We start from the raw sequence: 14,629 nt of genomic DNA on the forward strand, positions 1-14,629 counted from the left end.
GCGCTTGGCATGCGGTTCTCGAAAAATTGTGGCAAAGACCGGACCTGTGCCCGAATGTCGCGCGAATAGCGTTCTTCAGTCGAAATCCGCCCATGCGGTGAGGCATTTTTCCCACAGTCTGCGCCTCGTGAGGGGCGGCCCAACGCCGTTCACCGCTCTCAGGGGCTCATTGCGCTTTCCTGACACGGATTGGGAGGGGGGCGGGCGGCCTGTTCACTGGGAAGCAAACACGGGTGGCACAACTTTCATCGTTGCAACGTGGTTAACAGGTCGATTCAAACTTTATTGGTAAGTTTGCAATAACACTGCCCTTTCAACCGGTGGAACGGGCACCGGGCTTCCAAATTCCTCGAACTCCTGCAGATCGTCTATGCGTGTTCCTGCATTCCTTCGACCTGTCCTTTTAACGCTTGCTCTGACCGGCTGCACTGGCGGACCCAGCATTGACACCGCACTCAAGATCGATCCGCCCTCACGCGAGGTGACGAGCTCGATCGTGAGGCCGGATGTGGGACTGCCGGGCGCCGCAATCGCTGAAAGCGAGGCCAGTCACGTGAGCGAGGCGGGGATGACGGCCATTGCCGAGCCTGACCGTGTCTCGACACCTGCGCTTGAGCAGGTGGCCATGATCACACCGCCAAAGCCGACACTGCGCCCCAAGAGCGCTGCGCGCGGTAAAGTGTATCGCAGCCAGTTTGGTGATGCTCATCCGATCAATTTCGGGAAGATCACACCGAAACATCATGCGGTGCACGGTGTTGATGTTTCGCGCTGGCAGGGTGATATCGACTGGGAGAGGCTGCGAGAGCGTGGCGCCAACTTCGCCTATATCAAGGCGACGGATGGGGTCGACCATATCGATCCGATGTTCAAGAAAAACTGGAACGGAGCAGCTGAAGCCGGCATTCGACGTGGTGCCTATCATTTTTTCTTCTGGTGTCGCAGGGCTTCCGATCAGGCTGAATGGTTCATCCGCAATGTTCCGAAGGTGAAGGGCGCGCTGCCGCCGGTCCTGGATGTGGAATGGAACCACCAGTCAAGTTGTAAGTGGAAGCCATCGCGCGCGGAAGTCATCGAAAAAATGCAGGTTTTTCTGGACCGGTTGGAACGTCATTATGGACAGCGGCCAATCATTTACACCGCGCCCGATTTTTATGAAGACAATCTGAAGGGGGCTTTCCCCAACCATCCGTTCTGGCTGCGTGCCGTGGCGGAACACCCCTCGAAAGTCTATCCGGGTCGGGATTGGGTGTTCTGGCAGTATTCAGGCTCTGGCCTGAGCCAAGGCGTGAACGGCAGGATCGACCTCAATGTCTTTCACGGCGATGAAAGCGCCTGGTGGCGCTGGCTGGGGAAGGTGGCCGGCTGATCCTGCCGGAGAAGCGGACTCCCTCAGCTGCACCAGGTTTCCTTGAAACCGCGCCAGCGATGAGCGAGCCCTTCGGCGATGAGTTGATCGCCGATGGGCTTTCCGTCCCGGTAGAGGCTTCTGAGTTTGCGACCATAAACATCCCGATCGCGCATGCTCGTGCGACGCAGCTCGAACGGACCTGAATTGACCAGCTGCTGAAAGCGGCGTTGCGCGCGGCGAGCGAGCTTTTTTTCGTATGCGCATTCGGGCGAGAACAGTTCGGGCGTGTTGAACCCTGTCACCCTGATTTTATCGCCGTTCACATAGAGCGTGTCTCCATCCACGATACAGTTCATGCGCTTGCCGCTTCCGCAGATCGGGAAATACCGGGCGATATGTGGCTGGTTCTGCAATTGGGGGGCGCCAAAGAGGCCTGAGATCCTGTCCGTGGGAACAACGGAATAATGCGCTGCCGCCCAGCCGGCGACAAGCGCGAGCGTGATCAAGCCGAAACCGTCCTTGAGCACCCGCAATGGGCGCCATGACCGGGTGTTGCGCTTCCTTCTGTGGCCTGAAGACGAGCGCCAGTGATTGTTGTTTCTGGTTCTTCTGGAGGAAAGGTCGTAAGTGCGCGCCATTGTCCGCTCCCTGGCGGAAGTGGAGCAGGGCGGGATGAAGATGGGGTTTGATTCACCCCGAAAATTTTAAGGATTGGCGCGCTTCCTGCACTGAATCCGGTGGCCACTTGATTGATTTGGACAATTGTCCTAATTGTGGGAAATCAATCATGCGAGGTCTTCATGGCTGCTGTTTCTACTCGTGATCAGATTGTCGAGATCGCGGATGACCTGTTTTACCGGGGCGGGTTTGAGGCCACGTCATTTGCCGATATTGCCGCCGGGGTCGGTATTTCGCGGGGCAATTTCTATTATTATTTCAAGACCAAGGACGAGATTTTGGATGCCGTCATCGACCGGCGGATCGCCCGCACCCGGGGAATGCTCGACGGGTGGGAAACTGAGGCTCCTGAGCCGCGCGAGCGGATTGTTGCCTTCATTGAACTTCTGATCGCCAACCGTGCTCCGATCATGGCTTATGGATGCCCGGTTGGCACTTTATGCGCCGAACTCGCCAAGCTCGACCACGTGCACCAGGAGCGGGCGGCGGATATCTTCGGCCTTTTTGCCCATTGGCTTGAAAAGCAGTTCAGGGCGCTGGGCGCAGAGGAGGCGGCGCGGGAATGGGCGTTGCATGTGCTGGCCTGGTCGCAGGGGGTGGCGTCGCTTGCCACCGTGTTCAAGGACGAAGCGTTCATCCGCCGGGAAGTGGCGGACATCACCGGCTGGCTCGATCGCCAGATTGTTTCACTCTCACAATAGGGACTCGATTTGCATGTTCGTTACTCTTTTGAAGTTTGCCGAGAACCGAAGCGCCGCTGGGGAATTCATGGCTGGCCACAATGAATGGATCGCCAAGGGATTTGCCGATGGCGTTTTCCTGAGCGTCGGCTCTCTGGATTTGGGCGGCGGAGCGGTGATTGCCCATGGGGAGAGCCGTGAAGCCCACGATGCACGCATTGCCGCCGATCCATTCGTGGAGCATGGCGTGGTGAGCGCGGAGACCTATGAGATCGACCCGAAGCGCACGGTGCCGGCGCTGGCGTTTACGAAGGTGGCCTGAAGGGATACTGGGAAGGCGAAAGAATACCAGCGTGAGCAGGAAGCCAGGGGGGCTTAACCAGCTCAATGTAGTCGCCCTTGGGCTGCGCTTGTGGTAGTTGTTCTCGCACCTATAGTGCGAGGGAGCGAACGATGCGGTGGCTGATAAAGGTAGCGGCGGTACTATCCTTCATTTTGTCGGGTATCGTAACACATTCCAGTGCAGATCAGCTCTCGGACGCGTTCAAAGAGCATTTCAAGCCTGACGTGGTAAGGGTCGGCGAGCTGCGGCTACGACCGTACAGCTCTGAAGCTGAACACGTAGCCAGGAAACTGGCAGGTTCTTTGTCTGATGCGACCGTCCGCGCATATGGGTTTAGCCGTATGGTGGAGACGATCTGTTCTTTGTATGGCTACGCTCTTGTCGGAACCCACCGAGATATGAGCACCCTTGTCAGGGGGTCTCATTTTTTGGATTACCTAACTGACCAGCAGTATGAAGCGTGGAAGTTGGGGAGCGCAGATTGGGTTGAGTTTCGAGGAGAGCACGAGGACGATGGTCCCAAGGTTTGCGCCACGCTCTCTGCTTCAAAGGCTGATCTGCTGCGAAAGAAGGCATTTTAGCAGCGTCGCGGAGACCTGTTCGAGTCCAACTTAGCTTATTACCTGCGTGTACCGAAGCAAGTCTTCTGGTGGCCCTACAGTCTTTGTTCCATTATCACCCTAAGCATGGAGGGCATCGGTTGGTAGAAGACCTATCATCCGCAGTTTGTTTTGATGGCGTGGCATTGCCCTACAACGGTTTTCACCCGGGCGCGGAAGCACCCGGGTGATTGACCTAAACAGAGGCAAAGACAGTGATAATCGCGCAAGACACACTAGTTTGCTTCCAGAAGAACAAAAGTTACCTTCTCGTACGTATGGGCTGATCCGCCTCAGCTACATCCGCTCGTTGCGCCGCAGGTGTCGCATTTTTCGCAGGTGCCGTTGCGCACCATGGTGAAGTTCTGGCACTCCGAGCACATATTGCCCGTGTAACCCTGCATGATGGCCTGCTGGCGGCGGTGGGTTTCGACCTTCTTGGCGTCGGCGGCTTCCGTGGCGGCGGCTTCGGTGAAGACATCGTTGATGTCGTTGTCCTGCGCCACCTCTTCGGCCAGTTCCTTCGCACGCTCCTCATAGTCACGACGGAAGGCGGTGGCTTCCTCGTGCAGTTCGGCGACCGCCGGTTTCAGCGCATGCACCGTTGCACCGGATGAGACAGCACGCACCGTGCTGCCGGATGAGCCCTTGGGCTCGCCACCGGACTTGCCGGAGACGACCTTGAGCGGTGCGCCGCGGGTCAGGCCCTTGGAATAGGGCAGGGCCTTGCCTTCATTGATGCCGCGGCCAAGCGCGGTGTTGGTGAAGTCGGACGTGTCCACATGGGCAAGATCGGACCGGTCGAGGTAGGAAACGGCGAGCTCGCGGAACACATAGTCGAGGATCGACGTGGCATTCTTGATCGCGTCATTGCCCATGACCATGCCGGCCGGCTCGAACTTGGTGAAGGTGAAGGCCTCCACATATTCGTCGAGCGGCACGCCATATTGCAGACCGAGCGAGATGGCGATGGCGAAATTGTTCATCATGGCGCGGAAGGCAGCGCCTTCCTTGTGCATGTCGATGAAGATCTCGCCGAGGCGGCCATCGTCGAATTCGCCGGTGCGCAGGTAGACCTTGTGCCCGCCGATCACCGCCTTCTGGGTGTAGCCCTTGCGGCGGTTGGGCAGCTTTTCGCGCTCGCGCACCACTTTCTCGACCACGCGCTCGATGATCTTCTCCGAGATCGTCGCGGCCTGGGCTGCGGTCGGTGCCGCGACCAGCTCCTCGACCAGATCGTCGGCATCCTCTTCATCGTCGGCGATGAGCGAGGCATTGAGTGGCTGCGAGAGTTTTGAGCCGTCGCGGTAGAGCGCGTTGGCCTTGAGCGCCAGCTTCCAGGAAAGGAGATAGGCCTCCTTGCAGTCCTCGACCGTCGCCTCGTTGGGCATGTTGATGGTCTTGGAGATGGCGCCCGAGATGAAGGGCTGGGCAGCGGCCATCATGCGGATGTGGCTCTCGACCGAGAGATAGCGCTTGCCGATCTTGCCGCACGGATTGGCGCAGTCGAAGACGGGCAGGTGCTCTTCCTTCAGATGCGGTGCGCCTTCCAGCGTCATGGCACCGCAGATGTGGATGTTGGCTGCCTCGATCTCCTTCTTGTTGAAGCCGAGGGCGGCCAGCATGTCGAAGGAGAAATCGTCGAGCTGTTCGTCGGTAAAACCGAGCTTCTCGCGGCAGAAATCTTCACCCAGCGTCCACTTGTTGAAGGCGAACTTGATATCGAAGGCCGATTTGAGCGCGGCGTTGACGGCGGCGATCTTCTCGTCGTCGAAACCCTTGGCCTTGAGGCTCGTCGGGTTGATGGCCGGAGCCTGATCGAAATTGCCATGACCGACGGCATAAGCCTCGATCTCGGCGATCTGGGCTTCGGAATAGCCGAGCGTGCGCAGGGCTTCCGGCACGGCGCGGTTGATGATCTTGAAGTAGCCGCCACCGGCCAGCTTCTTGAACTTCACCAGCGCGAAATCGGGCTCGATGCCGGTCGTGTCGCAGTCCATGACGAGGCCGATCGTGCCGGTGGGCGCGATGACGGTGGCCTGCGCATTGCGGTAGCCGTGCTTTTCACCCAGCTCCAGCGCGCGGTCCCAGGCTTTGCGTGCATGCTCGATCAGATCGGCATGGGGGCAGTCCTCGGCAACGAGCGGCACCGGGTTCACGGCGAGCTTCTCATAGCCATCGCTTTCGCCATGGGCGGCGCGGCGGTGGTTGCGGATGACACGCAGCATGTTTTCCGCATTGCGCTCATAATCGGCGAAGGGGCCGAGTTCGCCAGCCATTTCGGCGGACGTCGCATAGGCAACGCCGGTCATGATCGCCGTCAGCGCGCCGCAGATGGCGCGGCCTTCAGGCGAATCATAGGGAATGCCGGAGGTCATAAGGAGGCCGCCAATATTGGCATAGCCGAGGCCAAGCGTGCGGTACTCGTAGGAAAGCTTCGCGATCTCCTTGGACGGGAACTGCGCCATCATCACGGAGATTTCGAGCACCATGGTCCACAGGCGCACCGTATGCTCATAGGCCGCGATGTCGATGGAACCGTCCTTGTTGCGGTACTGCAAAAGGTTCATCGAGGCCAAGTTGCACGCCGTGTCGTCCAGGAACATGTATTCCGAGCACGGGTTCGAGGCGCGGATCGGGCCCGCGGCCGGCGAGGTGTGCCAGTCGTTCATGGTGGTGTTGTAGTGGAGGCCCGGATCGGCGGACGCCCATGCGGCATAGCCGATCTTCTCCCACAAATCGCGGGCCTTCACGGTCTTGGCGACCTTGCCGTCGATGCGGTTGATCAGGTTCCACTCGCCATCCGCCTCGACGGCGCGCAGGAAATCGTCCTTGAGCGAGACCGAGTTGTTGGAATTCTGGCCGGAGACGGTCAGATAGGCTTCCGAATCCCAATCTGTGTCATAGGTCTTGAAATCGAGATCGGTATAGCCCTGTCGCGCGAACTGGATGACGCGCTGGATATAGTTTTCCGGCACGGCATTGCGCTTGGCGGCCTTGATCTCGCGCTTCAGCGCCGGGTTCTTGGCCGGATCGAAGCAATCATCATTGGCACCCTCGCAATTGATGCAGGCCTTCATGATGGCGTCGAGATGTTTTTTGGCGATCTTGGAGCCGGTGACGAGGGCGGCAACCTTCTGCTCCTCCTTCACCTTCCAGTCGATGTAGGATTCGATGTCCGGGTGATCGACATCGACCACCACCATCTTGGCGGCACGGCGCGTGGTGCCGCCCGACTTGATGGCCCCGGCGGCACGGTCGCCGATCTTGAGGAAGGACATGAGGCCCGACGACTTGCCGCCGCCGGAGAGCTTTTCGCCTTCGCCTCTGAGATGCGAGAAATTCGAGCCGGTGCCCGAGCCATATTTGAACAGACGCGCCTCGCGGACCCACAGGTCCATGATGCCGCCCTCATTGACCAGGTCGTCACCCACGGACTGGATGAAGCAGGCATGGGGCTGCGGATGCTCGTAAGAGGATTTGGACTTCGTCAGCTTGCCGGTGAAGGGATCGACATAATAGTGGCCCTGGCCGGGACCATCGATGCCGTAGGCCCAGTGCAGACCGGTGTTGAACCATTGCGGGGAGTTGGGCGCAACGCGCTGGGTGGCGAGCATGTAGCACAGCTCGTCCATGAAGGTCTGGGCGTCGTTCTCGCTGTCGAAATAGCCGCCCTTCCAGCCCCAATAGGTCCAGGTGCCGGCGAGACGGTTGAACACCTGCGCGGCGCTGGTCTCGGACCCATAGCGCTCCTCTTCCGGCAAGTCCTTGAGGGCTTCCTCATCGGCCACCGAGCGCCACAGGAAGGAGGGGACATCATTCTCCTCAACCTTTTTCAGGCGCGCAGGTACGCCTGCCTTGCGGAAATATTTCTGAGCCAGAATGTCGCTGGCGACCTGGGAGAACTGCGCCGGAACGTCGATATTCTCCAACCGGAAGACCACGGAGCCATCCGGGTTCTTGATTTCGCTCGTGGCCTTGCGGAAAGAAATCTCCGCATATGGGCTCTGGCCTTGCTTTGTGAACCGGCGTTCGATGCGCATTTTGTCCTCTTCGCCCCTAATCCAAATATAGTGTCTGCACCGGCGAATGCCTCATCACATTTTCACCGTGCAGACGCTGTGTCCGCCGACTGCCATCCACCGCAGCGAATGACTCTCCTTGACCGAAGGTTGGTGCTTCTCAAAGGATCGGGAAGAAGACCCATTCGAAGCGTTGTCTCGCCCTGAGCGAAATCGCCCCCAACCTGACGCCGTTGCTACGCTAACGTCACATAACATTCACATTATCTGGTGCGCAGAATATCTGAAGGCACTAAATATAGTGTTAACAGCTTCTTTATACCAGATCGAAACTTACACCCTCGCTTGCGATTTTCCGCGGCGCAAACGACACCGTTCTGCCCAGAAAGCTGTTCGGGCAGGTCTCGGAAACTCAATACAAAATTGGAAAATCGACCGGGTTTTCGCCGACCAATCGCACCTTACGAACGCAGGCGCAAAACCCATAAAAAGCGACTCGTACCCGGACGTCAAGGAGTCGAGTTTGGATCATTTATGACCGCAAGATGTTGTGTGTCACATGTGTGAATAATGGGGAAGTCACTCAGTCGCTGTTGCGGTTTGAGAAACCCATCGTTCCCGGCGTCTTGCGAAGCCGTGCACGGAAATTGGACGGGGCGAGCCTTCCGGGCATGCCCGCTTGAGAAAAATGCTGATGTTAGGCGATGAAGTCCAGCACCAGAAAGATGCCGGCAGAAAGCAATGCGGCAGCCGGCACCGTGGTCACCCATGCTGCGACGATCGTGCGCACATGAGCGCGGCGCACAAGTTTGCGTCGTGCAATCTCCTCGCGCGATGTCTTCTGCAACTCGATTTCCAGATCGTCATCATCGCTGGTTCCATTGTCCGTCTTGAGCCGAACGCCCTTGCGTTCGAGATAGGCACGGCGGCGTTTGGAATGCGCCGTGTACCACTCACGGAAAAAACCAACGCCGAAAATCGCGCCGACGGCTGTGTGTGTGGAACTGATCGGCAGGCCTAGGCCCGAAGCGATGATGACGGTTATAGCGGCGGACAGCGCGACGCAGAACGCGCGCATCGGATTGAGTTTCGTGATTTGCTCGCCGACCATGCGAATGAGCTTGGGCCCGAAAAGGACGAGGCCGATCGAAATGCCCGCGGCGCCGATGATCATCACCCAGAGCGGGATGGTGACAGTGGTGTTCACCGCGCTTTCGTGAACCGTGAAAACGATGGCGGCAAGGGGGCCCACTGCATTTGCAACGTCGTTGGCGCCATGGGCAAATGAGAGGAGGGCGGCCGAGATGACCAGGGGCACCTTGAAGAGGCTACGCAGAGACTGGTTGCGATTCTCCAGACCCTCAGATTGTGCATGCACAAACAGATGAGCCAGAAACCAGGTGACTGCGAAAAAGGCGAGGCCGATGATCCCGGCGCCTGTGCCGCTGACCGGAAAGACCTTTTTCAATCCTTTGAGCGTAAGGTAGGCGGCAAAAGCTCCCGCCATGATGGCGATCAAAAGCGGCAACCAGCGCCGCGCCGCCGAAATCTTGTCGTCCTGATAAATGATGGCGGTTTTGATGAAGGCGAGGAACAGCGCAGCGATAACGCCTCCGACCAGGGGGGAGACCACCCAGCTCGCGGCGATCTGCATCATCGTCGACCAGTCAACAGAGGAAAAACCTGCAGCAGCGATACCCGCGCCCATGACACCGCCGACAACTGAATGCGTGGTCGAAACCGGAGCGCCGATCCAAGTTGCCAGATTGATCCACAGTGCCGAGGAGATGAGAGCGGCCATCATGGCCCGAACAAATGCTTCGGGTGTTCCCACCGCAGCCGGGTCGATGATGCCTTTTGAAATTGTGTCAACGACATCGCCGCCGGCAATAAGCGCTCCGGCGCTTTCGAACACGGCTGCAATAAGCAAGGCGCCGCCGAGAGTCATCGCCTTGGCACCGACAGCGGGTCCAACATTGTTGGCAACATCATTGGCGCCGATGTTCAACGCCATGTATGCGCCGATGGCAGCCGCAGCAATGATGATGACGGCGCGTGGTTCACCGAAGGTGTAGGTGGCAGCGAAAATGGCGGTGAGTGCCAGAAAAAGCAGGCCGAGCCCCGGCGCGACCAGCCCGCGTGCGACGGTTGTCGTGGCTTCCTCTACGTGGACGAGCTTGTCGAGGTCCTTGTCGAGGGTCTGCTTGCGCGGGTTGGTGGCGGATTCGCTCATGCGTTTTCCCGTTTCTGCCAATGTGTCGCTGCGGGTCGAGCGTTCGGCGAAGAAGTCCGCCTCCGGTTAGGAAACTATGTTCCTCACGGCAAGGGTTGACGGCAAAAAAGGGGGCTCAGGCCGCGATTTCCCGTGGATTGTGAGCGAACTGAACAAGAAGCTCACCCAGGTCCGGCTCCTGGACAGCGGTGGCTGCGTCCTGCGGCGTGAACCATTGACGGGTTCGCTGCTTGCGTTCCGGCCATTTGGAACGCTCTTCCGTGACTTCGAGGGGAATGACGGCGACCTCGCAGGGCCATTCGACACCGGTTCCATCGAGCTTGTGATAATAAAAACGCCCGATTTCATTTTCACTGGCGCAGCCTCGCACGCCTGCTTCTTCGCGGGCTTCACGCTGCGCGGCCATGGCAAGGGTTTCTGAACCCTCCGGCCACCCCTTGGGCAGAACCCAACGACCAGTACCACGGCTTGTCACAAGCAGAATCTCGATGCCATTGCCATCGGCGGTCGCGCGCCACGGCAGGGCTGCAGCCTGCACACGGCGGGGGTTTCCGCCGAACAGACGCCGGACCGTCTCGGTCAACCGCAAACGTGTGCCGTGAGTGAAAATCGCGCTTCTCCTTCGCCCGGACACGATGTGCCAGGAATTGCTTCTTTTCTACAAGTGACTGTTTCTACGCTTAATTTACGCGCCGAGCGGATCCAACCGCCGAACCGCTTATGCGCTCGAATCGTGGAACGCAGAAAGCCTGCTGGCAGACATAGTGAATTGGTGCCAAAAATCAAGGGTTTGGCGCTTTGATCGCGTCTGGAGTCATCACTCGCTTGCCGGCTTCGGCGCCGTCCATCTTTCTTGATGGAGATGCAATGCGAGATCGTCACGTTCCCGCCAGCCGCGTTTTTCGAGTTCGGGCCGTTCGTGAAAGCCACTCACGTGCCCGACACATAGATATCCTACAAGTCGCAGCCGGTCGGGGATGTCGAGCACTGCCTTGACACGGTCTTCATGCAGTATGCTGACCCAACCCACGCCAATTCCTTCAGCACGAGCGGCAAGCCACAGGTTTTGTATGGCACACACCGTGCTGAAAAGGTCCGTGTCAGTCATGTGCGTGGCGCCGAGGACGACGGGACCACCGCGCTTGGGATCACTTGTGACGCAGATGTTAAGGGGAGCAGACAGGATCCCCTGTAATTTGAGAGAGCGGTATTGAGCCTGCCGGTCGGCGGGAAAACGGATCGCAGCCTCCGCGTTTGCATCGGCAAAGATCCGGGCTATGCGAGCGCGTGTTTCCTTGTCGCGTATCAGGATGAAGTCCCAGGGCTGGGAGAGACCGACCGACGGTGCCTGGTGGGCGGCCGTGAGCATGCGAGAGAGCGCTTCTTCGCAGATCGGGTCGGGAAGAAATTCGCCACGGACGTCACGACGGGTTGCTATGGCCCGATAGACAGCGTTCCGCTCCGCAGCTGCAAACGCTTCACCGGAGGTCAGGCCATCCACGGTATCGTGCTTCTTTGCTCCGTGCGACATGCGGCCTTTCCTTCGCGCCGTTCAGCCGCGCTGATCTTCCGCGATCGGTTTCTGGTAGGAGAACCCCATATCCCAGGGGAAGTAGATCCAGGTGTCCTGAGAGACCTCGGTGACGAAAGTGTCAACAAGGGGGCGACCCTTTGGTTTGGCGTACACTGTTGCGAAATGCGCCTTGGGCATCATGGCGCGGACGATGGCCGCCGTTTTTCCCGTGTCAGTCAGATCGTCAACAATCAGGACGTTTTCGCCGTCTTCCTTCAAAAGCTCCGGATTGATCTCCTTCAGAACCTGAAGATCACCTTGCTCGGTGTAATCGTGATAGGAAGCGACACAAACCGTCTCGATCAGGCGAATGCCCAGCTCCCGCGAAATGACGGCAGCGGGCACCAAACCACCGCGCGTGATGCATACGATGGCCTTCCAGCCCCCATTTGCGCCAGCAAGCCGCCAGGCAAGCGCGCGCGCGTCACGGTGAAACTGGTCCCACGAGACGGGGAAGGCTTTTTCGGGAAGAGACATCGGCATCGCACTCCATGGGCACATCAGGACGGCAGATCGGAATGCGCGGTGAATTAGCCGGAAAGGGATGTCGAACGCAAGCCCGACACCCGTCGAAGATGGATTTCCCGCCAGTCTGCAGTGGGCGCGCCAACCGGGCGGCGCTCAATGAGCCATGAAAGTTGGCACCGTCATGCTTTGCAGGATGGTGCGGGTGGCACCCCCGAAAACGAACTCCCGCAATCTCGAGCGACCGAATGCTCCCATGACAAGAAGGTCGGCGCCGGTATCGGAGACGCGGTTGTCAAGAATTTCTCCGTGAGAAACACCACCGGACTGCTCTACCTTGACGGTTACTTCGATCTCGTGACGGGCCAAAGCGGTGGCTATTGCCGTGCCGGCCATGGAGGCGTCGCGACGAGGTGTGTCCTGCGGATCGATGCAGAACACCTCGACACTGTCCGCTTCCTTCATGAAGGGCAATGCGTCGAAAGCTGCTCTTGCGGCCTGCCGGCTTCCATTCCAGGCGAGCAGAATTTTCTTGAACTCGGCTTCGCGCGCCTTGTGGATATAGGGCACGAGAAGGATCGGGCGCCCACTTTCAAAAAGAAGAGCCTCGACATTGGCTTCCATGGCCCCCGCGGCATCCGGATCGGTCTGCTGGGCAATGACAAGGTCAGCGCTGCGGGCGCTCTCAATGCCTGAAATGGCGGAATCGCCTGAGACACTGTCGAAACCGCGCCATTCATTGCCGACGCCTTCTTTGCGCGCACGCTCGTTGAAAAGATTGCGGATTACAGCGTGGCGGCGGCCGGCCTCCTCATGCATATCCACACTCAGGTCGACCACAGGGCCTCCCATGGGTGAGGCCATGACCATCGGCAATGCCTCCGCGTGCAGCCCGATCACGTGGCTGCGGTGACGGGCCGCCAGAGGCAGGGCGAGATCGAGAACGCGGGGGGCGTCGGCTTCGCTTTGAAGAATCGCGAGAATGGTCTTGTAGCTCATGTCAGCCTCCTTGGAGCTGCGATGAAGTGCCTTCTCTATTCTTAACGCTTTCCCGGGCAGAAAGTTTTGCGCCAGATCAACCTTTTACCACCTGCCTGTCCGGAATGGACGCGAGCATGCCGCGGATTGCATCCACGGCGGCTGTGAGTGCTGCTGTTGAGCGAGAACGAACGACGATTTCTGTCCAGAAGGTGCCGTCCTGATATTTTGGATAGGAGCCGATGATGGTTTCAGGATGCGCGGCCTGGATTTCACCCAACGGGCCACCGATTGCGCCCTCGGGCAACGGGGAGGGCACAGTCTCGGAGATGAGCTTTGCGCCTGTCTTCAATGTGGGTATCACATTGTCGAGCATGGCCTGAAAAATGGCCGGAACGCCCGCCATCACATAAACATTTTCAACGCGGAAACCGGGCGCGACCGAAATCGGGTTGTCGATGTGCTCTGCGCCGTCAGGCATGCGTGCCATGCGCTTGCGAGCCTGAGAAAACTCTATTCCGCGACGGGCGTAGTGATCTTCAAGAAGACGATAAGCCTTTTCGTCATAACCGCACGGCCGGTCGAAAGCACGTGCGATGGAATCTGCAGTGATATCGTCATGAGTCGGACCAATGCCGCCGGTGGTGAACACATAGGTATTCCGGGCGCGCAGCGCATTCACCGCTTCGACGATGGCCGCCTCGTCATCCGAGACGATCCGGACCTCCTTCAGATCTATGCCGACTGCTGTCAGCATATCCGCCAGGTGGCCGATGTTCCTGTCTTTGGTTCGCCCTGACAGGATTTCGTCACCGATGACCACCATTGCCGCCGTTACAAGCTCGTTCATTCTCCAGGATCCCTGTTGTCGAAAGAAGAGATAGACCTGTGCCCAAGCCAGGGCAATGGGTTTGAAACGGTGAACAGTGTGTCGGCTTTGGTGCGGTTTTTAGTGAACCAGACAAGGGTTACATCCGTTGGCATCGCAGGGTCGTGGTTGGCGACCGAAACCGAATTTGCAGCAAAGCGGAGCAGACAATGACCAAAATTCTGGTTCTTTACTATTCGAGCTGGGGGCATATGGAAGCCATGGCCCAGGCCGCGGCCGACGGTGCGCGGGAGGCCGGTGCCGACGTGACCATCAAGCGCGTGCCCGAGCTGGTGCCGGAAGAGGTGGCAAAGAAGGCGCACTACAAGCTCGATCAGGAAGCACCGTTCGCTGAACCTCTGGAGCTTGCTGATTATGACGGTTTCATATTCGGCATTTCGACGCGCTATGGCATGATGGCTTCGCAGATCAAGAACTTCCTGGATCAGACCGGCCCCCTTTGGGCCGAAGGCAAACTGATCGACAAGCCTGCGACTGTCATGTCTTCCACCGCGACGCAGCATGGTGGCGCCGAGATGGCGCTGGCTTCCACGCAGCTCGCTCTTCAGCATCACGGGATGCTGATTGTGCCGCTCTCTTATGCCTATCAGGACCAGATGGGCAACGACACGGTTCGCGGTGGCGCGCCCTACGGCATGACCACCACCACGAATGGTGACGGCTCTCGAATGCCTTCCGATCAAGAGCTCGAAGGCGCGAAGTTTCAAGGCAAACGGCTGGCCGAGATTACTGCGAAGCTGGCAGCCTGAGAGAAGGTTTGGCTCACTGCGGGGAGGGGCGCCATGCGTGGTCCCTCCCTTTGTGTTTATGAACAAGCG

At 58.8% G+C, this 14,629-nt stretch carries 12 protein-coding genes; 4 read left to right on the plus strand and 8 right to left on the minus strand.

The window, feature by feature from the left end:
* The first annotated feature begins 370 nt into the window (after window positions 1–370).
* The gene (locus H7H48_RS10445) at window positions 371–1,369 is read left to right on the plus strand and encodes a glycoside hydrolase family 25 protein (RefSeq protein WP_229448991.1); all 999 of its coding nucleotides are present in this window, start codon (window positions 371–373) and stop codon (window positions 1,367–1,369) included.
* 23 nt (window positions 1,370–1,392) lie between these two features.
* Here the strand turns inward: H7H48_RS10445 and H7H48_RS10450 are convergent, their stop codons facing one another.
* Entirely contained in the window at window positions 1,393–1,989 is a 597-nt protein-coding gene (locus H7H48_RS10450) for a thermonuclease family protein (protein ID WP_229448992.1), read from the minus strand.
* A 162-nt stretch (window positions 1,990–2,151) separates the two neighbouring features.
* Between H7H48_RS10450 and H7H48_RS10455 the strand changes: the two genes are divergently transcribed.
* Entirely contained in the window at window positions 2,152–2,730 is a 579-nt protein-coding gene (locus tag H7H48_RS10455; RefSeq protein WP_229448993.1) for a TetR/AcrR family transcriptional regulator, read from the plus strand.
* A gap of 13 nt (window positions 2,731–2,743) precedes the next feature.
* The gene (locus tag H7H48_RS10460; protein WP_007006982.1) at window positions 2,744–3,031 is read left to right on the plus strand and encodes a YciI family protein; all 288 of its coding nucleotides are present in this window, start codon (window positions 2,744–2,746) and stop codon (window positions 3,029–3,031) included.
* Window positions 3,032–3,944: 913 nt separating this feature from the next.
* Here H7H48_RS10460 and H7H48_RS10465 read toward each other — a convergent pair.
* The 7 genes from H7H48_RS10465 to H7H48_RS10495 all read right to left on the minus strand — a co-directional run bounded on the left by H7H48_RS10465 (window position 3,945) and on the right by H7H48_RS10495 (window position 13,772).
* On the minus strand, window positions 3,945–7,694 hold the full coding sequence (locus tag H7H48_RS10465; RefSeq protein WP_229448994.1) for a vitamin B12-dependent ribonucleotide reductase: 3,750 nt from the start codon (window positions 7,692–7,694) through the stop codon (window positions 3,945–3,947).
* Between the two features lie 676 nt (window positions 7,695–8,370).
* The gene (locus H7H48_RS10470) at window positions 8,371–9,906 is read right to left on the minus strand and encodes an inorganic phosphate transporter (RefSeq protein ID WP_229448995.1); all 1,536 of its coding nucleotides are present in this window, start codon (window positions 9,904–9,906) and stop codon (window positions 8,371–8,373) included.
* A gap of 115 nt (window positions 9,907–10,021) precedes the next feature.
* A complete protein-coding gene (locus H7H48_RS10475; RefSeq protein ID WP_229448996.1) occupies window positions 10,022–10,489 on the minus strand; it encodes an NUDIX hydrolase in 468 nt (155 codons plus the stop codon).
* A 234-nt stretch (window positions 10,490–10,723) separates the two neighbouring features.
* Window positions 10,724–11,437, minus strand: a complete 714-nt coding sequence (bluB, locus tag H7H48_RS10480) for a 5,6-dimethylbenzimidazole synthase (RefSeq protein ID WP_229448997.1) — start codon at window positions 11,435–11,437, stop codon at window positions 10,724–10,726.
* A 21-nt stretch (window positions 11,438–11,458) separates the two neighbouring features.
* Complete coding sequence (gpt, locus tag H7H48_RS10485) at window positions 11,459–11,956, minus strand: xanthine phosphoribosyltransferase (RefSeq protein ID WP_229448998.1); 498 nt, start codon at window positions 11,954–11,956, stop codon at window positions 11,459–11,461.
* A gap of 144 nt (window positions 11,957–12,100) precedes the next feature.
* Complete coding sequence (locus H7H48_RS10490; protein ID WP_229448999.1) at window positions 12,101–12,943, minus strand: universal stress protein; 843 nt, start codon at window positions 12,941–12,943, stop codon at window positions 12,101–12,103.
* Window positions 12,944–13,019: 76 nt separating this feature from the next.
* Window positions 13,020–13,772 (minus strand): competence/damage-inducible protein A, encoded by a 753-nt coding sequence (locus tag H7H48_RS10495; RefSeq protein ID WP_229449000.1) that lies wholly within the window; start codon window positions 13,770–13,772, stop codon window positions 13,020–13,022.
* A 188-nt stretch (window positions 13,773–13,960) separates the two neighbouring features.
* Between H7H48_RS10495 and wrbA the strand changes: the two genes are divergently transcribed.
* The gene (gene wrbA, locus H7H48_RS10500; RefSeq protein WP_229449001.1) at window positions 13,961–14,560 is read left to right on the plus strand and encodes an NAD(P)H:quinone oxidoreductase; all 600 of its coding nucleotides are present in this window, start codon (window positions 13,961–13,963) and stop codon (window positions 14,558–14,560) included.
* The last annotated feature ends 69 nt before the right edge of the window (window positions 14,561–14,629 follow it).

The sequence above is a fragment of the Nitratireductor sp. B36 genome (genome assembly GCF_020833685.1).
GTDB lineage: Bacteria > Pseudomonadota > Alphaproteobacteria > Rhizobiales > Rhizobiaceae > Nitratireductor.